Here is a 20183-nt window from a genome sequence, read left to right on the forward strand (position 1 = left end):
GGAAACGACCATGAAACTGAATGAGATCAAGGACAACGAAGGCTCTTCCAAGGACCGTATCCGCGTAGGTCGCGGTATCGGTTCGGGCAAGGGCAAGACCGGTGGTCGCGGCGTGAAGGGTCAGAAGGCCCGTTCCGGCGTCGCCATCAAGGGCTTCGAAGGCGGCCAGATGCCGATCTATCGTCGCCTGCCGAAGCGCGGCTTCACCAACATCTTCAAGACTGACTACGCCGTCGTTTCGCTCGGCCGTATCCAGACCGCGATTGATGCCAAGAAGCTCGACCCGAAGGCAACGATCGATGCTGCTGCCCTCAAGGCTGCCGGCGTCATCCGTCGCCCCAAGGACGGCGTTCGTCTCCTCGCCGACGGCGAGCTGACGGCGAAGGTTTCGATCGAAGTTGCCGGCGCCTCCAAGGCTGCCGTCGAGAAGATCGAAAAGGCCGGCGCTTCGATCAAGCTGCTCGTCGTAGCTGAAGCAGCGGCCGAATAAATCGTTTTGAAATCGCCCGGTTTGTGCTTCACACCGGGCGATTTTATCTCCATATGTGAGCCTCACGATCCCGAAGCGATCCTGTTGGTCGCCTGACCGGGATCATACGGAAAACAGGGTGAGGCATCCGATTGCATTGGCAATCTCGCGCGCCCGGTTTTTTGAACCAGAATTTTTAGACTGCTTTCCGGACCCGGCATTTCCCCCGCCGCCGGAGAATTGGTCAGGCGGAGAATTGCATGGCTTCTGCAGCGGAACAACTTGCCTCCAATCTGAATTTTGCGACTTTCGCAAAAGCGGAGGATCTCAAGAAGCGACTTTGGTTTACCCTCGCGGCACTTCTCGTGTATCGCCTCGGTACCCACATTCCGCTTCCGGGCTTGAACCCCGAAGCCTATGCGCAGGCCTTCCGCGGCCAGGCCGGTGGCATCCTCGGACTTTTCAACATGTTTTCGGGCGGTGCAGTGGAGCGCATGGCGATCTTCGCGCTCGGCATCATGCCCTATATTTCCGCATCGATCATCGTGCAGCTGATGACCTCGGTCGTCCCCTCGCTTGAGAACCTCAAGAAGGAAGGCGAAGCCGGCCGCAAGATCATCAACCAGTACACCCGTTACGGCACGGTGCTGCTCGGCACGCTGCAGGCCTATGGCATTGCAGCCGGCCTCGAGAGCGGCCAGGGCCTGGTGCTGGATCCGGGCTGGTTCTTCAAGATTTCGACGGTCGTGACGCTGCTCGGCGGCACCATGTTCCTGATGTGGCTCGGTGAGCAGATCACCTCGCGCGGCATCGGCAACGGCATTTCGCTGATCATCTTCGCAGGTATCGCCGCAGGTCTTCCGACCGCGCTGGCCGGTACGTTGGAGCTTGGCCGTACCGGTGCGCTTCCGACTGCGCTGATTCTCACCGTTATCGTGGTGGCCATCGGCGTCATCGCCCTCATCGTTTTCGTCGAGCGCGCCCAGCGCCGCCTTCTGATCCAGTATCCGAAGCGCCAAGTCGGCAACCGCATGTTCCAGGGCGATACGTCGCACCTGCCGCTGAAGCTCAACACTTCGGGCGTCATCCCGGCGATCTTCGCCTCGTCGCTGCTGCTTCTGCCGGCAACTGCTGCGGGCTTTGCTGGCAATGCCGGACTGCCGGACTGGGCGACGATGATCATCTCGGCGCTCGGCCACGGCCAGCCGCTGTTCATGCTGCTCTACGGCCTGCTGATTGCCTTCTTCGCCTTCTTCTACACGGCGATCGTCTTCAATCCGAAGGACACCGCCGACAATCTGAAGAAGCATGGCGGCTTCATTCCGGGCATTCGTCCGGGCGAACGCACGGCCGAATACATCGATTACGTGCTGACCCGAATCACGGTCGTCGGCGCTATCTACCTTGTCTTCGTCTGCATCCTGCCGGAATTCCTCGTGGCCCGCAGCGGCGTGCCATTAGCCCTTGGTGGGACTTCGCTTTTGATTGTTGTCAGTGTAACCCTCGATACGGTAGCACAGATTCAAGGGCACCTCATTGCGCAGCAGTATGAGGGTCTGATCAAGAAGTCGAAACTGCGCGGAGGAAAGAGGGGACGATGAGACTGATTCTTTTAGGGCCGCCGGGCGCGGGTAAGGGGACCCAGGCCCAGCGGATCGTGGAGAAGCACGGTATCCCGCAGCTCTCCACGGGCGACATGCTGCGTGCAGCGGTCGCCGCCGAGACGGAAGTTGGCAAGCGCGCCAAGGCCGTCATGGATGCCGGCAATCTCGTCTCCGACGAGATCGTCAACGCGATCGTCTCCGAGCGTATCGACCAGCCCGATTGCGCCAACGGCTTCATCCTCGATGGTTTCCCGCGCACCCTGGTGCAGGCGGATGCGACCGAGGCGATGCTGAAGGCGAAGGGTCTCGATCTCTCCGTCGTCATCGAACTGCGTGTCGACGACAAGGAACTCGTGCGTCGCGTCTCCGGCCGCTATTCCTGCGCCCAGTGCGGCACGGTCTACCACGACACGGACAAGAAGCCGTCCCAGGAAGGCGTCTGCGACAAGTGCGGTTCGACGCATTTCAAGCGCCGTCCCGACGACAATGCCGAGACCATGACCAAGCGCCTCGAGGTCTACTACAAGGAAACCTCGCCGCTGATCGGTTATTACCACGCCAAGGGCAAGCTCAAGGCTGTGGACGGCATGGCCGATATGGACCAGGTCACGGCCGATATCGAAAATATCCTGGCGGCTCTTTGAGCCGTCATCTATCTGTTAAAGAATCTTGGGCGGAGCGGTTGCATTTCAGCGCTGATTCCGTTAAACACCGCGCCAACTCGCGACAGCTTTAGCGATCGGCGCGGATTTCCCGCAAGGACATCCGAGACCGGTCGTTGACCTGTTCCGTATGGTGTTTGAACTGGCGGCCATAGATCTGGCTGCTTTCATGGAAGAAGTACCACTTGCCGGATGGCAACTGGAACAAGGAGAATAGGCGTGGCACGTATCGCTGGCGTCAACATCCCGACTGCGAAGCGCGTTGTCATCGCGCTGACCTACATTCACGGGATCGGCCCGAAATTCGCATCGGAAATCATGGAGAAGGTCGGTCTTCCGGCTGAAAAACGCGTCCATCAGCTGACGGACTCGGAAATCCTCCAGATCCGCGAAACCATCGACCGCGACTATCAGGTCGAAGGCGACCTTCGTCGCGATACCGCGATGAACATCAAGCGTTTGATGGACCTCGGCTGCTACCGCGGCCTGCGTCATCGCCGCGGCCTCCCGGTCCGCGGTCAGCGCACGCACACCAATGCCCGCACCCGCAAGGGTCCGGCAAAGGCGATCGCTGGTAAGAAGAAGTAATTTGGGTGAGCGGTTGATTGGTGGGTAGTGCTCAGATCCTACCCACTGACGACTAACGACTGCTCGTTCCCAGGTGGAGCCGCTGGAATTACGGCGGTGCAGAGATCAACGAAAGGGATAAAATGGCCAAGGAAGCCACCCGCGTCCGTAGACGCGAGCGTAAAAATATCACGTCGGGCGTTGCCCACGTCAATTCTACCTTCAACAACACGATGATCACCATCACCGACGCGCAGGGCAATGCGATTGCCTGGTCGTCCGCCGGTGCAAAGGGCTTCAAGGGTTCGCGCAAGTCGACCCCGTTCGCAGCCCAGATCGCTGCCGAAGACTGCGCCAAGAAGGCGCAGGAGCATGGCATGAAGTCGCTGGAAGTCGAAGTCTGCGGCCCGGGTTCCGGCCGTGAATCGGCTCTGCGCGCTCTGCAGGCTGCCGGCTTCATGATCACCTCCATCCGTGACGTGACCCCGATCCCGCACAACGGCTGCCGCCCGCGCAAGAAGCGCCGCGTCTGATCGTCGGAAATTGAAGGGGCTGCCGAATCTCACATCGAGAATTGGGCGGCCTCTGTCTGAACTCGGGAATAGCCGCCTGACCCTCTGCGGAGGTTCGGCGGCTTTACCCATATCGCCGATGGACATGGTTCCGATCGGTGCCCCTCATGCTCGGTTGCCACGATTGGATGGTGGCAACGAACGGAAGGTATTTAGTGATGATCCAGAAGAACTGGCAGGAACTGATCAAGCCGAACAAGGTGGAATTCTCCTCCTCCGGCCGTACCAAGGTAACCCTGGTTGCCGAACCCCTCGAGCGCGGCTTCGGCCTGACGCTCGGCAACGCGCTTCGTCGCGTGCTTCTGTCGTCTCTGCGCGGTGCGGCTGTGACCGCCGTGCAGATCGATGGCGTATTGCATGAGTTCTCCTCCATTCCGGGCGTCCGGGAAGATGTGACGGACATCGTGCTCAACATCAAGGAAATCGCCATCAAGATGGATGGCGACGACGCAAAGCGCATGGTCGTGCGCAAGCAGGGCCCGGGCTCGGTAACCGCCGGCGACATTCAGACGGTTGGCGATATCGAGATCCTCAACCCGCACCATGTCATCTGCACCCTCGACGAGGGCGCCGAGATCCGTATGGAATTCACGGTCAACAACGGCAAGGGTTACGTCCCGGCCGATCGTAACCGTGCCGAAGACGCTCCGATCGGCCTCATTCCGGTCGACAGCCTCTATTCGCCGGTCAAGAAAGTGTCCTACAAGGTGGAAAACACCCGCGAAGGTCAGGTTCTCGACTACGACAAGCTGACCATGACCATCGAAACCGATGGCTCGGTCACGGGTGAAGACGCCGTTGCCTTTGCCGCTCGCATCCTTCAGGACCAGCTCTCGGTCTTCGTCAACTTCGACGAACCGCAGAAGGACGTCGAAGAGGAGTCGGTTACCGAACTCGCGTTCAACCCGGCGCTTCTCAAGAAGGTGGACGAACTGGAACTTTCGGTCCGTTCGGCCAACTGCCTGAAGAACGACAACATCGTTTACATCGGCGATCTCATCCAGAAGACCGAGGCGGAAATGCTGCGCACTCCGAATTTCGGTCGCAAGTCGCTGAACGAGATCAAGGAAGTTCTGGCATCCATGGGCCTCCATCTCGGTATGGAAGTTCCCGCCTGGCCGCCGGAAAACATCGAAGATCTCGCCAAGCGTTACGAAGACCAGTACTGAAATCAACAAAGGCAGGTTTTGACTGCCTTTCCCCGTCAAACAGCGGGCCTCTGATCGAAAGAGATGAGTGCCCGTATGTGCCAGGAAACGGCAGGCCCTAAGAAGAATGGGTACCTGCATTAAAGGAGAATAGCCATGCGCCACGGAGTAGCCGGCCGCAAGCTCAATCGTACTGCCAGCCACCGCAAGGCGATGTTCGCCAACATGGCGGCTTCGCTCATCACCCACGAGCAGATCGTCACGACCCTTCCGAAGGCGAAGGAAATCCGTCCGATCGTTGAAAAGCTCGTCACTCTCGGCAAGCGCGGCGACCTGCACGCTCGTCGTCAGGCGATCTCGCAGATCCAGGACCAGGACGCTGTCAAGAAGCTGTTCGATGCCATCGCTTCACGTTACGCAACCCGCAACGGCGGTTACCTGCGTATCATGAAGGCCGGCTTCCGCCAGGGCGACAACGCTGCCATGGCCGTCATCGAGTTCGTTGAACGCGATGTCGACGCCAAGGGTGCAGCCGACAAGGCTCGTGTTGCCGCTGAAGCAGAAGCTTCCGAAGCCGCATAATCCTGTCCGCATCGTCGGAATAAAGGGCCGGGTGGAAACACCCGGCTTTTTCGCGTTTGATGACTTTGGGCGAAGGATGGATGATGGGTGAGCGAGCTTTGAGATCGGGGCGCATCATGCGGATTGCCGGGATGGTGGCGGTGATTGCCGTCGGCCTCGCCCTGCGCCGGTTCGGTTACGATCTCGGCCTGCCGTTCCTCGTGGTGAAATATGGAGGCTCGGTTCTTTGGGGCGCGATGGTCTACCTGGCCCTTGCCGCTCTCCTGAACTCCACCCGGGCCGCTCCGGTCATCGCCTTCGCTGTCGGGATCGCCGCCAGCGTGGAGTTCTCCCGGCTCTATCACACGCCATGGCTGGATGAATTCCGGCTGACGACCGCCGGTGCGCTTCTGCTCGGCCGCGTGTTTTCGCTCTGGAATATACTCGCCTATGTCGCCGGTATCGTGACGGCCGCATTCATCTATCGCCGCCTCGCGAGATCGAAGACCCGCTGACCCGCGTCGATGAGGCACTCCGGTTCTGAGTTGACTGGCGTGCGGCAGATTTCTACGGCCTACTGCCTTACCACCTGGGTCACTTTCGGCTTGCCGCGTTTCCAGTTCATGAATGGCCGCCTGACGGCCCGGTAAGCGAGGAGGAGGGCAATCAGCCCGATGTGGATGAACGGCACCAGCGTCACCGATTTGACCGCCAGCACGTAATGAAGCGCCCCGCCGGCGGCGATGATGTAGATCAGCCTGTGCAGCCTGTTCCAGCCTTGCGCGAGCTTGCGGATCGACCAGTTGTTGGAGGTGACGGCAAGCGGGATCAGCATCAGCAGGCAGGCAAACCCGATGGTGATATAGGGCCGCTTGGCGATATCGCCGCCCACAGCGCCGAAATCGAAGCGCAGGTCGAGCGACAGATAGACCGAGAAATGCATCAGCACGTAGTAGAAGGCGATCAGCCCCAGCGCACGGCGATAACGTATCCAGTTGATGCCGGCGAGATCGCGCAGCGGCGTGATCGCGAGCGTCGCGATGATGAACCGCAGCGCCCAGATGCCGAGCTGATGTTCGAATTCCTTGACTGGATTGAAGCCGAGGCCACCGGTCAGTCCGAGGTAAAAGTACCAGGCAGCCGGAACGAGCCCGATCACGTAGAGCGCCCAGACGCTGGCCTTGTGATAGCGGCGGGGCAGGGAGGGGAGGCTCGCCATTCTCAATAGTTCGCCTTCAGGTCCAGGCCGTCATAGAGGCTCGCCACCTGGTCCGCGTAACCGTTGAAAGGCAGGGTCGGCCGGCGGTTGGCGCCGAAGAAGCCGCCTTCGCCGATCCGCTGTTCCGTCGCCTGGCTCCAGCGTGGATGATCAACGGCCGGATTAACGTTGGAATAGAAGCCGTATTCGCGGGCGTTGGCGTTCTTCCAGGTGGTTTCCGGCTGCTTCTCGACCAGCGAAATCTTGACGATCGACTTGATGCTCTTGAAGCCGTATTTCCACGGCACAACGAGCCGGATCGGCGCGCCGTTCGGGTTCGGCAGCGTTTCGCCGTAAAGGCCGACCGCGAGGATCGCCAAGGGATGGCGCGCCTCGTCGAGACGCAGGCCTTCGATATAGGGCCAGGGCAGCGGCTGGAAAAAGCCCTTCTGGCCCGGCATTTCCTCCGGCCGCACCACGGTTTCGAACGCCACGTATTTGGCGCTGCCAAGGGGATCGACCTGGTCGAGAAGGGCAGACAGCGGGAAGCCGATCCATGGGATCACCATCGACCAGCCCTCGACGCAGCGCATCCGGTAGGTGCGGTCCTCGAGGTTCATCTTCATGAGCTCCTCAAGCCCGAATTCCTTCGGCTTTCCGACCATTCCATCCACCTTCACCGACCACGGCGTCGGTTTGAAGTCGCCGGAATTGGCGGCCGGATCTTCCTTGTTGACGCCGAATTCGTAGAAGTTGTTGTAGGTGGTGACGGCCTCCTTCGGCGTCGGCGTCTCGTCCAGCTTGAAGGCGTTGGGCTTGGCCGACAGCGGCGCGGCAGACGCGTTGTCTGCGCCCGCGAAGGCTAGTCCGGCGGCGGCGGCCGCACCCATAAAATTCCGGCGCGACATGTAGATATCGCGGGGGGTGATTTCGGAAGCCGAGATATGCGGCGGACGATAGGCGGGCATGTCGAAAATCTCCTCTGCGGCAGCGAGTGCCTTCTTGCTCCTATACGTAACGCGGAACCAAAAAGTTTCACAGCGGCGCGAAGATTGGTTCGAACCACGTTTGCGTGAAAAAGCGGAGGTTTGCGGATGGAAATGCGATCGATGGAACCCCATTTCGGGTTCTTCAGTTCTCATCGCAGGGCCATTCGCCCGACAGGAGGAGATTGCAGATGACGGCACGCACATGGGAGGCCGGAAGCAACGAGACCCTCGCCGATCGCACTGAGAGATTGCGGCGCCTGCGCCGCCTTTCGGGCATCGCGCGGTTGATGGACACGGCAATCGGCATTCCCGGCACCCGCATCCGTTTCGGCGCCGATTCCGTCTTCGGCCTCATCCCGCTGGTGGGGGATGCGGGCGGGGCGCTGGTCGGCCTCTACATCGTCAACGAAGCCCGAAAGCTCGGCCTGCCGCCCGCAAAGCTCACCCGGATGCTCGGCAATGTCGCCGCCGACTCCGTGCTCGGCAGCGTGCCGCTGGCGGGCGATGTCTTCGACCTCTTCTTCAAATCGCACCGCCGCAACGTCAAGATGATCCTCGACCATTTCGAGATTCATCCGGATGAACTGCGGGAGAGGTGAGGGCCGATCAGAACGCTTTCGGAAGTCCGGCTTGCTTGAGAGTGGCATTTGCGGTGTGACGGGATTTCACGCCATGGTCCACGGTGAAATAGCGTTTGGTGATCGGGCTGTACCAGATTTCGTGATCACCCTTGCCGGGCCGGTGGTAATGACAGCCGGCCTTTTCCAGCATCTCCTTCAATTCCCGAAGGTAGCCGGCCATTGTTCAGGCGCGTCGTGGGTTGGGAATGCGGGAGAGCTGCTCCGACATGATGTAGACAGGAATTTCCTGAAGCGGAGATGAGGTGCCGTTGAGCTCAATCAAATCGGCGAGCGCGGCTTTCACCTTTGGTTCTAGCTCTTCCATGGTATCGGCTTCAACTGCCAATCCCTCGATATCGTTGCTCGTCGCGACCCACACGGAGGCTTCCCCGTCCCAGGTGGCGCGAACGATGATCGACATGATGGAGGTCATTGCTTTCTCCGGACGGCCTTGAGAACAATATAGAGGTTCGAGGCCCGGAACACAATTTCGGTTTCTGCAGGTCTTCCAACCGTACCGCTTTGGCCTGTCGTGATAGTGACACTCCGGGCACTTTGCGCTAGGAAAGCCGCAAAACCACGGGCTTTTGCGCGCGTCTCCCGAAAGCGGTAGACTGTGCCGGCCCACAAGAAGAGATCGAGGACAACACCATGCCAGCTTACCGCTCGAGAACCACGACCCATGGCCGCAACATGGCAGGCGCGCGCGGGCTTTGGCGTGCGACCGGCATGAAGGACAGCGACTTCGGCAAGCCGATCATCGCCGTGGTGAACTCCTTCACCCAGTTCGTGCCCGGCCACGTGCACCTGAAGGATTTGGGCCAGCTCGTCGCCCGCGAGATCGAAGCGGCCGGCGGCGTCGCCAAGGAATTCAACACGATCGCCGTCGACGACGGCATCGCCATGGGTCATGACGGCATGCTCTATTCGCTGCCTTCGCGCGAAATCATCGCCGACTCGGTCGAATACATGGTCAACGCCCACTGTGCCGACGCCATGGTCTGCATCTCCAACTGCGACAAGATCACACCCGGCATGCTCAATGCAGCCATGCGCCTTAACATACCGGCCGTCTTCGTCTCGGGCGGCCCGATGGAGGCCGGCAAGGTTGTCCTGAAGGGCAAGACCCATTCGCTCGACCTGATCGACGCCATGGTCGCCGCCGCCGACGACACGATGAGCGACGAGGACGTCAAGGTCATCGAGCGTTCGGCCTGTCCGACTTGCGGCTCGTGCTCGGGCATGTTCACCGCCAATTCGATGAACTGCCTCACCGAAGCGCTCGGCCTGTCTCTGCCCGGCAATGGCTCCGTGCTGGCAACCCATGCGGACCGCAAGCGCCTGTTCGTCGAGGCCGGTCACTTGATCGTCGATATCGCCCGCCGCCACTACGAGCAGGAAGACTATTCCGTCCTGCCGCGCTCGATCGCCACCAAGCAGGCTTTTGAGAACGCCATGACGCTCGACATCGCCATGGGCGGCTCCACCAACACCGTCCTTCACATCCTTGCCGCGGCTTACGAAGGCGAGGTCGATTTCAACCTTGACGACATCGACCAGCTCTCGCGCCGTGTTCCTTGCCTCTCCAAGGTGGCGCCGGCCAAGGCCGACGTGCATATGGAAGACGTCCACCGTGCCGGTGGTATCATGTCGATCCTCGGCGAGCTGGACAAGGGCGGGTTGCTCAACCGCGAGTGCTTCACTGTCCATGCCGAAACGCTCGGTGATGCGATCGACCGCTGGGACATCACCCGCACCAACAGCGAGACAGTCCGCAATTTCTTCCGCGCAGCACCGGGCGGCATCCCGACCCAGGTGGCGTTCAGCCAGGAAGCGCGCTGGGACGAACTCGACACCGACCGTGAGGCGGGCGTCATCCGCTCCGTCGAACATCCGTTCTCGAAAGACGGCGGCCTTGCTGTCCTCAAGGGCAATATCGCCATCGATGGCTGTATCGTGAAGACGGCCGGCGTCGACGATTCGATCCTGAAGTTCACTGGTCCGGCCCGCGTCTTCGAAAGCCAGGATGCGGCCGTCAAGGCGATCCTATCCAACGAGATCGTCGCGGGCGACGTCGTGGTCATCATCTACGAAGGCCCCAAGGGCGGCCCTGGCATGCAGGAAATGCTTTATCCGACCAGCTACCTGAAGTCGAAGGGCCTCGGAAAGGCCTGCGCTCTGATCACCGACGGCCGTTTCTCCGGCGGCACCTCGGGCCTGTCGATCGGCCACGCCTCGCCGGAAGCGGCCAATGGCGGTACGATCGGCCTGGTGCGGGAAGGGGACAAGATCGAGATCGACATCCCGAACCGCACGATAAACCTCGCCGTTTCGGACGCCGAGCTCGCCGAGCGCCGCAGAGAGCAGGACGCCTCCGGCTGGAAGCCGTCGCAGCCCCGCAAGCGCAACGTCACCACCGCCCTGAAGGCCTACGCCGCATTTGCTGCGAGTGCCGACAAGGGCGCTGTGCGGATATTGCCGGAATAAGACACGGCCCAGGTCACCGCGTTGAAAAGCACAAGGCGCCGTCCGGTTCACGAGTCGGCGCTTTGTGCTATTCTGATGCTCCTGTTGCCCGAGGGATGAGAAATGTCCGAGCTTCATCGCATCACTTTCGATCCGCACATCTGTTCGGGACGCCCGACAATCCGCGGGCTGCGCATCCGGGTGAAAGATGTCCTGGAACTGCTGGCTTCAGGGGCAACGCATGAAGAAATTCTGGAAGACTTCCCGTTGCTCGAAGCGCCGGACATTGTTGCCGCGCTCGAATACGCCGCCCGTCAAAGCGATCACACCGTATTGCGCGTTGCCTGATGCGCTTTCTGGTGGATGCACAACTGCCGCCAGCCCTCGCACGATGGCTCGTCGAACGCGGCCATGACGCCGAACATGTCACGGATTGCGGCCTTCAGTCAGCCCCGGACGCGGAAATATGGGATTTCGCGGCTGCCTCGGGTGCGGTCGTTGTCACCAAGGATGAGGATTTCGCCCAGCGCAAAGCTCTTTCACAGAGCGGGCCGCCCATCGTCTGGGTCCGCCTGCCGAATTCGCGCCGCCGCGATCTGCTGGCCTGGTTCCAAAGAGCGTTGCCGAACATCATCGATGCTCTGGAGCGCGGCGAGACACTTATAGAGGTCATCTGACCGAGTTGTTGCTCCTACAGCGGCCGGTTCAAATTCTTGTAGGCCTCATCCAACTGCTTCAGCCTCTCGCCATAGGCCGCCCGGAGGCATTCGACATCCTCGCCGCAGGCCTGCCGCTTCTTCAGCCAGGCGCTCTGTTCGTCCTGCAGTTTGCCGCGGTTTCCCATCGCCATCAGGCTGGTGAGGATGTCGAAGGTGGTGACCATTTTCACGTCGGCATCGTTGAGCGTGCGGGTGTCGCAGATGACCTTCTCGTCGGCCGCAAGGTCTGCCCGCTCGCAGTCGAAACTCGCGGCAGCCGCAGGTCGGGGAAGGCCTGAAAGCGTCAGGCCGAGAAGGCTCGACATGCCGACGGCGATGGTAAAACGTCTCATTGCTGCACTCCTGATCTCCAGTCGCAACGCCTGGAGGTCAGCTCAGTTCCCAGAGGCTCCAGAGAGCGAAGACGAGAAAGGAGAACCAGATGAAAAGGATGAAGGCGAGGCCGGTGCGGCTGGTGGGGCGCTCGGCCCAACGCTCGGCCTTGGCGCGGAACTCGCTCATCAGCGGCGCGGGGACCAGCCTGATGGCAAGCGCGATGCCGAGCGGCACGATCAGCAGATCGTCGAGATAACCGAGAACGGGAATGAAATCGGGTATGAGGTCGATCGGCGACAGCGCGTAGGCCGCGACCGCGCCGGCGACCAGCTTGGCGTGCCACGGCACGCGGCGGTCGCGCGCGGCGAGCCACAACGCCAGAACGTCGCGTTTCAACCGTTTCGCCCAACCTTTCATGCCTGCCAGCCAGTTCAATGTTTTTCTCCCGATCTCGACCCTATATAGGGAGGAAAGCTTGACGGTTTTCGCCACAATCTCCGTTGTTCCGCCACCTTTCCTTTCTAGCGTTGCGCGCTACAAATCGATCCGGATTTTTCTCAAATGAGGACTTACATGCTGACCATGCCGAAACGCGTGTCGACCGGCCTTCTCGCTCTTGTTCTTCTGATGCCCATTGCGGCGCTTGCCCAGGAAAAGGTGGTGCCGCAGAGCCGTCAGGAAATGCAGCTCTCCTTCTCGCCGCTGGTCAAGCAGACGGCCGGCGCCGTTGTCAACGTCTATGCCGAACGGGTCGTGCAGCGCCTCAATCCGTTTGCGGGGGACCCCTTCTTCGAGCAGTTCTTCGGCCAGCGTATGCCGAACCGTTCGGAAAAGCAGTCGTCGCTCGGCTCCGGCGTCATCCTTGCCGCAGACGGCCTGGTCGTGACCAACAACCACGTGATCGAAGGTGCCGACGATATCAAGATCGCGCTCGCCGACGGCCGCGAATTCCCCTGCGACGTGGTGCTGAAGGACGCGAGCATCGACCTGGCCGTGCTGCGCATCAAGTCGAAGGAGCCTTTTCCGGTTCTCGCCATAGGTGATTCCGATCGCACCGAAGTCGGCGATCTGGTGCTTGCGATCGGCAACCCGTTCGGCGTTGGTCAGACGGTGACGAGCGGCATCGTCTCCGCACTTGCCCGCAACCAGGTCACCACCGGCGATTTCGGCTTCTTCATCCAGACCGACGCCTCTATCAACCCGGGCAATTCCGGCGGCGCGCTGATGAACATGAACGGCGAACTGATCGGCATCAATACCGCGATCTTTTCCCGCGGCGGCGGCTCGAATGGCATCGGGTTCGCGATCCCCGCAAATCTCGTGAAAGTCTTCCTCGCCACGGCTGCCGCAGGCAAGACGAGCTTCGAACGCCCCTTCGTCGGCGCGAGCTTCGATGCCGTCAATTCGGATGTGGCCGAAGCGCTCGGCCTCAAGACCGCCCGCGGTGCACTGGTGACGCGCGTTGTTGAGGGCGGCCCGGCGGACAAGGCCGGCCTGAAGCCCGGCGAAGTGGTAACTGCCGTCAACGGCATTTCGGTCGAGCATCCCGATGCTCTCGGTTACCGGCTGACCACCGCCGGTCTCGGCAGGCAGGCGGTGCTGACCATCCAGACCGCCGACGGCCAGCGGCAGGTGAACCTGGCGCTCAACACCGCCCCGGAAACAACGCCCCGCGACGAGCGGCTGATCGAGGGGCGCAATCCGTTTGCGGGCCTTCGCGTGGCCAACCTGTCGCCGAAGCTTGCGACCGAACTGCGCATCCCGGCTGAAAAGACCGGCGTGGTCGTGACCGACGTGACGCGCAACTCTCCCGCCGCCCGGCTGGGTTTCGAGCCAAAGGACATCCTGATCTCCCTGAACGGCACTGCCGTCACCAGCACCAAGGGCATGGAAACCATGCTCGGCGACGATCCAGGCTTCTGGCGGGTCGAGATCGAGCGTGGCGGCCAGCGCATCAGGCAGTTCTTCCGATGAGCGGTGATCTCTTCGCGCCCAAGGTTCCGGAAGAGGTCGCCAACCGGCGGCCGCTTGCCGATCGCCTGCGGCCGAAGTCGCTCGCCGAAGTCACCGGCCAGCCGCATCTGACGGGCGAGGACGGCGCGCTGCGGCGGATGATCGATAGCGGCTCGCTCGGCTCGATGATCTTCTGGGGTCCGCCCGGCACAGGCAAGACCACGGTGGCGCGGCTGCTTTCCGGCGAGGCGGGTCTCGCCTTCGAGCAGATATCGGCGATCTTTTCCGGCGTCGCCGATTTGAAGAAAGTCTTCGAGACCGCGCGCCTGCGTCGCATGGACGGCCGCCAGACGCTGCTCTTCGTCGATGAGATACATCGCTTCAACCGCGCCCAGCAGGACAGTTTCCTGCCCGTCATGGAGGATGGCACCGTCATCCTGGTCGGTGCCACCACCGAAAACCCGAGCTTCGAACTCAACGCCGCTCTCCTGTCGCGTGCCCGGGTACTGACCTTCCGCAGCCATGACGAGGAAAGCCTGAGCGAGCTTCTCACCCGAGCCGAACAGGCCGAAGGCAAGCCGCTGCCGCTTGACGAGGATGCGCGCGCCAGCCTTGTCCGCATGGCCGACGGCGATGGCCGCGCCGTGCTGACGCTCGCCGAAGAGGTCTGGCGCGCCGCGCGGGAAGGGGAGGTCTTCGATACGACGGGCCTCACCCAGATCGTCCAGCGCCGCGCTCCGGTTTACGACAAGGCGCAGGACGGCCACTACAATCTGATCTCGGCGCTCCACAAGTCGGTGCGTGGCTCGGATCCGGATGCGGCGCTCTATTATCTGGCGCGGATGTTCGATGCCGGCGAGGACCCGCTTTATCTTGGCCGCCGACTGGTGCGCATGGCGGTCGAGGATATCGGCCTTGCCGATCCGCAGGCGCTGGTCGTCTGCAATGCCGCCAAGGATGCCTACGATTATCTCGGTTCGCCTGAAGGCGAGCTGGCTTTCGCGCAGGCCTGCGTCTACCTGGCGACCGCGCCGAAATCGAACGCGGTCTATACCGCCTTCAAGGCCGCCACCCGCGCCGCCAAGGAAAACGGTTCGCTCCTGCCGCCCAAGCACATCCTCAATGCCCCGACCAAGCTGATGAAGGGCGAGGGGTATGGCGACGGCTATCGCTACGACCACGATGAGCCGGACGCTTTTTCAGGTCAGGATTACTTCCCGGAAAAGATGGGTCGGCAGACGTTCTACGACCCGCCGGAGCGCGGCTTCGAGCGTGATATCCGCAAGCGGCTCGATTGGTGGGCCAAGCTTCGCAAGGAACGATACCCGAAATGACCCTCTTCTGAAAGCGGTCAGGAGGCCTGTTTCTGGGCCACAACGTTGGCCGGAGCGCCGATCAGCCTGACGGAAGATTCCGCCAGCCCGTGATGGCCTTCCATGTCGACGATGACGTGCCAGTGGCCAGCCTCCGGGATCACCAGGCGGATGGGGGACCGTTTGGCGATGCCGCCGACATATTTGAAATCGAGAAGCTCGGTAAAGCGCTGGAAGTTGGCGGCGTTCATCAGGCGCACGTTGTTGACCGCATTCAACGTCACCTCGATCGTCGTCCCCGCCCGCTGCGGTTTCAGATCGTAGTGGGTAAAGCGGAAATTCGGTACGGCCATTCCTGCCTCATTGATGCCAGCATAGAAGTTCATCAATCTTAACAAAATGTCGTTAACGAATGGTGGAACCTAGCGGCTACCTGTGTGTTTAGTTTTTGAAGACCAGCTTCAGCCGGCACAGTCCCCATGCCGCGCCGAAGACAATCAGGCGGCTTTCGTCCCCTGCAGCCGCCGTACAAGAATAATTTTTTGACCTCCAATCTGCCTGTCCCGCCGTCTCCTCGCGGCGGGATTTTCTTTGCGCGAACAATTTTTAGCGTGGATTGTCGGCCCGGGCTCTTCCTCTCCGTCCTTGGGGCATCACCACCGATCCCCGAGGAGGACGTCATGTCGATCAGGATAATCGCCACCGCAATCGCAGCCCTTGCCGTATCGCTCGTTCCGGCATTCGCCGAAACGCAGGAGCCGAGATCGGCCGCATCGCAGGCGGCGGCCGCCGCCGAGCCATCGAAGAAGGGCCGTGTCGAGGCCGGCGGCATCAGCTATTATTACGAGATCCGCGGGAAAGGCGAACCGCTCCTGCTGCTCCACGGTGGTCTCGGCTCCGTCGACATGTTCGCCCCGATCATGCCGGCGCTGACGGAGCACCGCCAGGTGATCGCCGTCGATCTTCAGGGCCATGGCCGCACCCCGCTCGGCAAGCGTCCGATCAGCCTGGAAGCCATGGGCGCCGACATGGGCAGGATCGTCTCGGAACTCGGCTACCGCCAGGTCGATGTACTCGGTTATTCGATGGGCGGCGGCATCGCGCTGCAGATGGCCGCGCAGGCGCCGGAAAAGGTGCGGCGGCTCGTCATCGCCTCGGCGCCGTTTGCCAAACGCGGCTTCTTTCCGGAAATGATCCCGCAGCAGGAGTCCGTCACCGGTGCCATGGCCGAGATGATGAAGGACACGCCGATGTTCATCTCCTACAAGGCCGTGGCGCCGGATGTCTCCGAATTCCCGCGGCTCCTCGATGCCATGGGCGACCTGATGGGCCGGGACTACGATTTCTCCGATGCGGTCGCCAAGTTGACCATGCCGGTCATGCTGGTCTACGGCGACAGCGACATGGTGCGCCCGGAGCATATCGTCGAGTTTTATCAGAAGCTCGGCGGCGGCCTGAAGGATGCCGGCTGGATGCGGGAGAACATGCCGAAGAACCGGCTGGCGATCCTGCCCGATCTGACCCATTACGAGGCATTCGCATCGCCGACCCTGGCGCCGACCGTGCTGCCTTTCCTGGATGGCAAGAGCAATGCACCGAACTGGGCGGAGCAGGTGAAGAAGTGAAAACCGCAACAAAAGCTATGCCGGCCGAAAAGCCGGCATAGCTTCGATTTCAAGCACTTGCCGGCATCTGCGGATTCCCGTTCGGAAGCACTTGAATCAGTTTCTGAGGTTTTCCCGGTCGAGCTGCAGCGTCAGCGCCAGCACCGTTTCGCAAGTGGGGGTCGGCACCCCGGCGAGCTTACCAAGCGCCACCACCATGCCGGTCAGCGGAACGATCTCCAGCGCCTTTCCGGCAAGCAGGTCCTGCAGCATCGAGGTCCTGACCGGGCCGAAGCCGCCCGATCGGCCGAGCTGTTCTTCGAGGCTTCGGCTGAAGACCGCGCCGAGCGCCTCGCCGACGCCCTTGGTTTCCGCCATCACCTTGCCGACCTGCGCGACCAGCGCTGCATTTTCCATGATGCTGTTCATCCGGCCGCGGGTCAGCGCGCTGATCGGGTTATATGCAGCGTTGCCCATCAATTTGGTCCAGATCTCGTCGCGGATCCGCGGGGTCGGGATGATGTTGAGCCCGGCGCGGCCGAGAAGTTCGGAGATCGACACTAGGTCCGGCGAAAGCTCACCGGATGGTTCGCCGAGGAAAAAGCGGCCGTCGCCATTGAGGCGGATGGTGCCGGGTTCGGTCACCTCCGCCCCCTGATAGGCGACGCAGCCGATGACCCGTTCCGGCCCGACCAGCTGCCAGAGCTTGCCGTCCGGATCGAGTTCCGGAAGCTGTCTTTCCGCATGCCAGCTTCCGGAATCCCGATGGAAATACCACCAGGGAATGCCGTTGAGGATCATGATGACCCGCGTGCTTTCCTTGAGAAGGCTCGCAAGGCCTTCGGCCGCATCGGCAAGCTGGTGTCCCTTGAGACCGGTAACGATCAGGTCCTGTTTCGGCAGTACCGCCGGATCGCTGGTGGCGGTGACACGCGCGTGGAGCGGCGCGGCATCGCCGCCCTGCTCGACGGTCAAGCCCTTGTCGCGAATGGCGGCGAGATGTGCGCCGCGCGCCACGACCGAGACATTGGCCTCAGCGCCGAGCCCGCTCGCGATCTTTGTCGCAAACGTGCCCCCGAGAGCGCCCGCACCGTAGATGCAGATATTCCTGATGGTCATGATCCTCACCGACGCTTACATTCAGCAGTGCGGTAGATCTAGGGCATCTCCGGCGGTCAGGCGAACGAGTTTTTGTGATGGGTCAATGGGCTCTGCTGGCGACGAGTTCCGTCCGGCGAAGCTCGTCGATGGCGGCAACGGCGTCCTTCACAGACCAGCCGGCCTTGACGGCAGCGGCAACCATCTTGATCTCCGCTTCCTCTTCGAGCGCAAGAAAGAGCGGTTCGAGGGCCTCCTGAACGGTGAGGATATGCTCATCCGGCGGGGCGATGGACGTACGTGCAGCGGACGTAGGCATGATACGCTGGGCTCCTCTCTCTTTTGTGATCGAATCCTCACAATTGCTTTGAGGGGAAAAAGTTCCACCGAACCTGTGGAAAATTTCATTCGGCCGCTTTCTGCAGCACCGGGCTTGTTCTTTCGCCAAGCCTCTGCCTTGTTGCCGAGCTAAAATACAAGTGATTCGGGTGCCACGAGGCCGCCCGGCCGGCGGGTGCCGATGCCAAGGAGATTGTGATGACGGACGCCAAAAAATACCAGATCACCGAAATGCGGCCGAAGATCACCGTGATTGGCGTCGGCGGCGGCGGTGGCAACGCCATCAACAACATGATCGCCGAGGAGCTGGCGGGCGTCGATTTCGTTGCCGCCAATACCGACGCGCAGGTTCTGGCGACCTCCAAGGCATCCCGCCGCATTCAGCTCGGCGCCCACGTGACCGAAGGCCTCGGGGCCGGTTCGCTGCCGGAAATCGGCCGCGCTGCGGCGGAAGAATCGATCGACGAGATCATGGATCACCTCTCCGGCTCGCATATGTGCTTCGTGACGGCCGGCATGGGCGGCGGCACCGGCACCGGTGCCGCACCGGTCATCGCCCAGGCGGCCCGCAATGCCGGCATCCTCACCGTCGGGGTCGTCACCAAGCCCTTCACCTTCGAAGGCAACCGCCGCATGAAGACGGCCGATGCCGGTATCGAGGAACTGCGCCGCGCCGCCGATACCGTCATCGTCATTCCGAACCAGAACCTGTTCCGCATTGCCGATGCCAAGACCACGTTTGCCGACGCGTTCATGACCGCCGACAAGGTGCTGTTTGCCGGCGTCGGCTGCATTACCGACCTGATCGTCAAGGAAGGCCTCATCAACCTCGATTTCGCCGACGTGAAATCGGTGATGAAGGGCATGGGCCGCGCGATGATGGGCACCGGCGAAGCTTCCGGCGACGGCCGCGCTCTGCTCGCCGCCGAAGCCGCGATCGCCAACCCGCTGCTCGACGACATCTCGATGAAGGGCGCCAAGGGCGTGCTGATCTCGATTTCCGGCGGTTCCGACATGACACTGTTCGAGGTGGATGAAGCCGCAAGCCGCATCCGCGACGAAGTCATGGACGATGCCGACATCGTCGTCGGCGCGATCTTCGACCGCAATCTCGACGGCAAGTTCCGCGTCTCGGTCGTCGCGACCGGCCTCGATGGCGGCGAAGCCGGTGTCGCTCCCGGCACTCCGGCGGACATGCAGACTTTCCAGCGTACGCTGCAGTAACGTCGGTTCGCTTATCTGGAAAACAGCAGTTTTATATAGGAGCGGTAGGCAAGGATCTGCCGCTCCAGTTGCCGGGGATCCTTTAGCGCCTTGGACATGATAATCGCCCCGTCCATGATGCAGGACAGCATGTTCGCCACATCTGCCAGAGCCACCGGTTCGCGGGGCGGATAAACCGCTGCGATCTCCTCGATATGCTCGAGAAAGCGCGCGTTCCAGGACCGGATCGAATCCGAGTTCAGCTTCAAGACTTCATGATCGAAAAGCCGCTCCTGATAACAGACGGCCGCGATCAGGCAGCCTGGATGGCCGCCCGGCAGATCGCGCACCAGTTCGCTCAGGAACTTCAGCCCCAGTAGGAAAGCCTGCAGCGGATCGTCGCTGAGTTCCCGGCCTCGGCCAAAGATGTCGTCGAAGACCTGGTCGTTTTCGGCGACATAGCGGCGCAGCATCTCGCGCGCCAGCTCGTTCTTGTCCTTGAAATGGTAGAAGAACCCGCTCTTGGTGATGCCGGCTTCGGCGATCAGTTCGTCGATCGACGTGGCGGCAAAGCCCTTGGCGAGCACGGACGTTTCCGCAATTTCCATGATGCGGTCGCGGGTGGCTGCTCCTTTGCGCGTCTCTCGTGTCTCCGAAGACTTGACCGCCGGTACAGTTTCGCGTGGCCTCACGGCGGCGGCGCCGAGATTCTCTGCCCTCTGAGACATGCTAACCTCCCGTAAACCCGGACAAATTTCAAAAGCATGCTCGGCTGTACCATGA

At 61.5% G+C, this 20183-nt stretch carries 26 protein-coding genes; 16 read left to right on the plus strand and 10 right to left on the minus strand.

Features of this window, described 5'->3' with window-relative positions:
• The first annotated feature begins 10 nt into the window (after positions 1-10).
• The 8 genes from rplO to C5L10_RS20120 all read left to right on the plus strand — a co-directional run bounded on the left by rplO (position 11) and on the right by C5L10_RS20120 (position 6098).
• Positions 11-490, plus strand: a complete 480-nt coding sequence (gene rplO / locus C5L10_RS20085; protein WP_046605439.1) for a 50S ribosomal protein L15 — start codon at positions 11-13, stop codon at positions 488-490.
• 239 nt (positions 491-729) lie between these two features.
• Positions 730-2070: a preprotein translocase subunit SecY gene (gene secY / locus C5L10_RS20090; protein ID WP_046605438.1), complete on the plus strand. Its 1341-nt coding sequence runs from the start codon at positions 730-732 to the stop codon at positions 2068-2070.
• Positions 2067-2717, plus strand: coding sequence for an adenylate kinase (locus C5L10_RS20095; RefSeq protein ID WP_046668047.1), 651 nt, complete (start codon positions 2067-2069; stop codon positions 2715-2717). Before secY ends, C5L10_RS20095 begins: the two co-directional genes overlap by 4 nt.
• Positions 2718-2954: 237 nt before the next feature.
• On the plus strand, positions 2955-3323 hold the full coding sequence (gene rpsM / locus C5L10_RS20100; protein ID WP_024164297.1) for a 30S ribosomal protein S13: 369 nt from the start codon (positions 2955-2957) through the stop codon (positions 3321-3323).
• A gap of 122 nt (positions 3324-3445) precedes the next feature.
• A complete protein-coding gene (rpsK, locus tag C5L10_RS20105; RefSeq protein WP_007766864.1) occupies positions 3446-3835 on the plus strand; it encodes a 30S ribosomal protein S11 in 390 nt (129 codons plus the stop codon).
• 197 nt (positions 3836-4032) lie between these two features.
• Positions 4033-5043, plus strand: coding sequence for a DNA-directed RNA polymerase subunit alpha (locus C5L10_RS20110; protein WP_007766867.1), 1011 nt, complete (start codon positions 4033-4035; stop codon positions 5041-5043).
• Between the two features lie 135 nt (positions 5044-5178).
• Positions 5179-5604, plus strand: coding sequence for a 50S ribosomal protein L17 (rplQ, locus tag C5L10_RS20115; RefSeq protein ID WP_046668046.1), 426 nt, complete (start codon positions 5179-5181; stop codon positions 5602-5604).
• Positions 5605-5720: 116 nt separating this feature from the next.
• Positions 5721-6098: a DUF2809 domain-containing protein gene (locus tag C5L10_RS20120; RefSeq protein ID WP_245448061.1), complete on the plus strand. Its 378-nt coding sequence runs from the start codon at positions 5721-5723 to the stop codon at positions 6096-6098.
• Between the two features lie 59 nt (positions 6099-6157).
• Here the strand turns inward: C5L10_RS20120 and msrQ are convergent, their stop codons facing one another.
• Together msrQ and msrP are read right to left on the minus strand one after the other, a co-directional pair.
• The gene (msrQ, locus tag C5L10_RS20125; RefSeq protein WP_105431107.1) at positions 6158-6802 is read right to left on the minus strand and encodes a protein-methionine-sulfoxide reductase heme-binding subunit MsrQ; all 645 of its coding nucleotides are present in this window, start codon (positions 6800-6802) and stop codon (positions 6158-6160) included.
• A gap of 2 nt (positions 6803-6804) precedes the next feature.
• Positions 6805-7749 carry a protein-methionine-sulfoxide reductase catalytic subunit MsrP gene (gene msrP / locus C5L10_RS20130; RefSeq protein WP_105431108.1) on the minus strand — a complete coding sequence of 315 codons (945 nt, stop codon included), beginning with the start codon at positions 7747-7749 and terminating at the stop codon, positions 6805-6807.
• A 209-nt stretch (positions 7750-7958) separates the two neighbouring features.
• Between msrP and C5L10_RS20135 the strand changes: the two genes are divergently transcribed.
• Complete coding sequence (locus C5L10_RS20135) at positions 7959-8369, plus strand: DUF4112 domain-containing protein (protein WP_105431109.1); 411 nt, start codon at positions 7959-7961, stop codon at positions 8367-8369.
• A gap of 7 nt (positions 8370-8376) precedes the next feature.
• On the opposite strand, the gene C5L10_RS20140 is transcribed toward C5L10_RS20135, so the two are convergent.
• On the minus strand, positions 8377-8571 hold the full coding sequence (locus C5L10_RS20140; protein ID WP_105401083.1) for a type II toxin-antitoxin system HicA family toxin: 195 nt from the start codon (positions 8569-8571) through the stop codon (positions 8377-8379).
• Between the two features lie 3 nt (positions 8572-8574).
• Positions 8575-8823 carry a DUF1902 domain-containing protein gene (locus C5L10_RS20145; protein WP_105431110.1) on the minus strand — a complete coding sequence of 83 codons (249 nt, stop codon included), beginning with the start codon at positions 8821-8823 and terminating at the stop codon, positions 8575-8577.
• Positions 8824-9041: 218 nt separating this feature from the next.
• On the opposite strand from C5L10_RS20145, the gene ilvD reads away from it, so the two are divergent.
• The 3 genes from ilvD to C5L10_RS20160 all read left to right on the plus strand — a co-directional run bounded on the left by ilvD (position 9042) and on the right by C5L10_RS20160 (position 11533).
• Positions 9042-10877 carry a dihydroxy-acid dehydratase gene (gene ilvD / locus C5L10_RS20150; protein ID WP_046668042.1) on the plus strand — a complete coding sequence of 612 codons (1836 nt, stop codon included), beginning with the start codon at positions 9042-9044 and terminating at the stop codon, positions 10875-10877.
• Between the two features lie 102 nt (positions 10878-10979).
• Entirely contained in the window at positions 10980-11204 is a 225-nt protein-coding gene (locus C5L10_RS20155) for a DUF433 domain-containing protein (protein WP_105431111.1), read from the plus strand.
• On the plus strand, positions 11204-11533 hold the full coding sequence (locus C5L10_RS20160) for a DUF5615 family PIN-like protein (RefSeq protein ID WP_105431112.1): 330 nt from the start codon (positions 11204-11206) through the stop codon (positions 11531-11533). Before C5L10_RS20155 ends, C5L10_RS20160 begins: the two co-directional genes overlap by 1 nt.
• Before the next feature lie 14 nt (positions 11534-11547).
• On the opposite strand, the gene C5L10_RS20165 is transcribed toward C5L10_RS20160, so the two are convergent.
• Together C5L10_RS20165 and C5L10_RS20170 are read right to left on the minus strand one after the other, a co-directional pair.
• The gene (locus C5L10_RS20165) at positions 11548-11907 is read right to left on the minus strand and encodes a lysozyme inhibitor LprI family protein (RefSeq protein ID WP_371411957.1); all 360 of its coding nucleotides are present in this window, start codon (positions 11905-11907) and stop codon (positions 11548-11550) included.
• A 37-nt stretch (positions 11908-11944) separates the two neighbouring features.
• A complete protein-coding gene (locus C5L10_RS20170; RefSeq protein ID WP_371411958.1) occupies positions 11945-12325 on the minus strand; it encodes a YkvA family protein in 381 nt (126 codons plus the stop codon).
• 138 nt (positions 12326-12463) lie between these two features.
• On the opposite strand from C5L10_RS20170, the gene C5L10_RS20175 reads away from it, so the two are divergent.
• Both C5L10_RS20175 and C5L10_RS20180 read left to right on the plus strand, forming a co-directional pair.
• Positions 12464-13864: a DegQ family serine endoprotease gene (locus C5L10_RS20175; protein ID WP_105431113.1), complete on the plus strand. Its 1401-nt coding sequence runs from the start codon at positions 12464-12466 to the stop codon at positions 13862-13864.
• Entirely contained in the window at positions 13861-15177 is a 1317-nt protein-coding gene (locus C5L10_RS20180; protein ID WP_105431114.1) for a replication-associated recombination protein A, read from the plus strand. Before C5L10_RS20175 ends, C5L10_RS20180 begins: the two co-directional genes overlap by 4 nt.
• A gap of 17 nt (positions 15178-15194) precedes the next feature.
• On the opposite strand, the gene C5L10_RS20185 is transcribed toward C5L10_RS20180, so the two are convergent.
• Positions 15195-15509 (minus strand): DUF1883 domain-containing protein, encoded by a 315-nt coding sequence (locus tag C5L10_RS20185; RefSeq protein ID WP_037084690.1) that lies wholly within the window; start codon positions 15507-15509, stop codon positions 15195-15197.
• A gap of 327 nt (positions 15510-15836) precedes the next feature.
• Between C5L10_RS20185 and C5L10_RS20190 the strand changes: the two genes are divergently transcribed.
• Positions 15837-16781, plus strand: coding sequence for an alpha/beta fold hydrolase (locus C5L10_RS20190; protein ID WP_105431115.1), 945 nt, complete (start codon positions 15837-15839; stop codon positions 16779-16781).
• A gap of 96 nt (positions 16782-16877) precedes the next feature.
• Here C5L10_RS20190 and C5L10_RS20195 read toward each other — a convergent pair whose 3' ends face one another.
• Complete coding sequence (locus C5L10_RS20195) at positions 16878-17879, minus strand: ketopantoate reductase family protein (protein WP_105431116.1); 1002 nt, start codon at positions 17877-17879, stop codon at positions 16878-16880.
• 82 nt (positions 17880-17961) lie between these two features.
• Entirely contained in the window at positions 17962-18177 is a 216-nt protein-coding gene (locus tag C5L10_RS20200) for a hypothetical protein (RefSeq protein ID WP_046636962.1), read from the minus strand.
• A gap of 218 nt (positions 18178-18395) precedes the next feature.
• Here C5L10_RS20200 and ftsZ point away from each other — a divergent pair, with 218 nt between their 5' ends.
• Positions 18396-19421 (plus strand): cell division protein FtsZ, encoded by a 1026-nt coding sequence (gene ftsZ / locus C5L10_RS20205; RefSeq protein ID WP_046636961.1) that lies wholly within the window; start codon positions 18396-18398, stop codon positions 19419-19421.
• A gap of 11 nt (positions 19422-19432) precedes the next feature.
• Here ftsZ and C5L10_RS20210 read toward each other — a convergent pair whose 3' ends face one another.
• Positions 19433-20008, minus strand: coding sequence for a TetR/AcrR family transcriptional regulator (locus tag C5L10_RS20210; RefSeq protein WP_046636960.1), 576 nt, complete (start codon positions 20006-20008; stop codon positions 19433-19435).
• Positions 20009-20183: the final 175 nt, after the last annotated feature.

It is taken from the genome of Neorhizobium sp. T6_25 (assembly GCF_002968555.1).
Classification (GTDB): Bacteria; Pseudomonadota; Alphaproteobacteria; order Rhizobiales; family Rhizobiaceae; genus Neorhizobium.

Excerpts from the sequence above, each read along its gene's own strand:
- msrP (WP_105431108.1), bottom strand. The coding sequence starts at position 7,749 with ATGCCCGCCTATCGTCCGCCGCATATCTCGGCTTCCGAAATCACCCCC.
- C5L10_RS20110 (WP_007766867.1), top strand. The coding sequence starts at position 4,033 with ATGATCCAGAAGAACTGGCAGGAACTGATCAAGCCGAACAAGGTGGAA.
- C5L10_RS20185 (WP_037084690.1), bottom strand. The coding sequence starts at position 15,509 with ATGGCCGTACCGAATTTCCGCTTTACCCACTACGATCTGAAACCGCAG.
- C5L10_RS20145 (WP_105431110.1), bottom strand. The coding sequence starts at position 8,823 with ATGACCTCCATCATGTCGATCATCGTTCGCGCCACCTGGGACGGGGAA.
- ftsZ (WP_046636961.1), top strand. The coding sequence starts at position 18,396 with ATGACGGACGCCAAAAAATACCAGATCACCGAAATGCGGCCGAAGATC.
- C5L10_RS20165 (WP_371411957.1), bottom strand. The coding sequence starts at position 11,907 with ATGAGACGTTTTACCATCGCCGTCGGCATGTCGAGCCTTCTCGGCCTG.
- C5L10_RS20195 (WP_105431116.1), bottom strand. The coding sequence starts at position 17,879 with ATGACCATCAGGAATATCTGCATCTACGGTGCGGGCGCTCTCGGGGGC.
- ilvD (WP_046668042.1), top strand. The coding sequence starts at position 9,042 with ATGCCAGCTTACCGCTCGAGAACCACGACCCATGGCCGCAACATGGCA.
- C5L10_RS20180 (WP_105431114.1), top strand. The coding sequence starts at position 13,861 with ATGAGCGGTGATCTCTTCGCGCCCAAGGTTCCGGAAGAGGTCGCCAAC.
- msrQ (WP_105431107.1), bottom strand. The coding sequence starts at position 6,802 with ATGGCGAGCCTCCCCTCCCTGCCCCGCCGCTATCACAAGGCCAGCGTC.
- C5L10_RS20095 (WP_046668047.1), top strand. The coding sequence starts at position 2,067 with ATGAGACTGATTCTTTTAGGGCCGCCGGGCGCGGGTAAGGGGACCCAG.
- C5L10_RS20200 (WP_046636962.1), bottom strand. The coding sequence starts at position 18,177 with ATGCCTACGTCCGCTGCACGTACGTCCATCGCCCCGCCGGATGAGCAT.
- rplO (WP_046605439.1), top strand. The coding sequence starts at position 11 with ATGAAACTGAATGAGATCAAGGACAACGAAGGCTCTTCCAAGGACCGT.
- rpsK (WP_007766864.1), top strand. The coding sequence starts at position 3,446 with ATGGCCAAGGAAGCCACCCGCGTCCGTAGACGCGAGCGTAAAAATATC.
- C5L10_RS20190 (WP_105431115.1), top strand. The coding sequence starts at position 15,837 with ATGTCGATCAGGATAATCGCCACCGCAATCGCAGCCCTTGCCGTATCG.
- C5L10_RS20120 (WP_245448061.1), top strand. The coding sequence starts at position 5,721 with ATGCGGATTGCCGGGATGGTGGCGGTGATTGCCGTCGGCCTCGCCCTG.
- C5L10_RS20210 (WP_046636960.1), bottom strand. The coding sequence starts at position 20,008 with ATGGAAATTGCGGAAACGTCCGTGCTCGCCAAGGGCTTTGCCGCCACG.
- C5L10_RS20160 (WP_105431112.1), top strand. The coding sequence starts at position 11,204 with ATGCGCTTTCTGGTGGATGCACAACTGCCGCCAGCCCTCGCACGATGG.
- C5L10_RS20155 (WP_105431111.1), top strand. The coding sequence starts at position 10,980 with ATGTCCGAGCTTCATCGCATCACTTTCGATCCGCACATCTGTTCGGGA.
- rplQ (WP_046668046.1), top strand. The coding sequence starts at position 5,179 with ATGCGCCACGGAGTAGCCGGCCGCAAGCTCAATCGTACTGCCAGCCAC.
- C5L10_RS20175 (WP_105431113.1), top strand. The coding sequence starts at position 12,464 with ATGCTGACCATGCCGAAACGCGTGTCGACCGGCCTTCTCGCTCTTGTT.
- C5L10_RS20135 (WP_105431109.1), top strand. The coding sequence starts at position 7,959 with ATGACGGCACGCACATGGGAGGCCGGAAGCAACGAGACCCTCGCCGAT.
- secY (WP_046605438.1), top strand. The coding sequence starts at position 730 with ATGGCTTCTGCAGCGGAACAACTTGCCTCCAATCTGAATTTTGCGACT.
- C5L10_RS20140 (WP_105401083.1), bottom strand. The coding sequence starts at position 8,571 with ATGGCCGGCTACCTTCGGGAATTGAAGGAGATGCTGGAAAAGGCCGGC.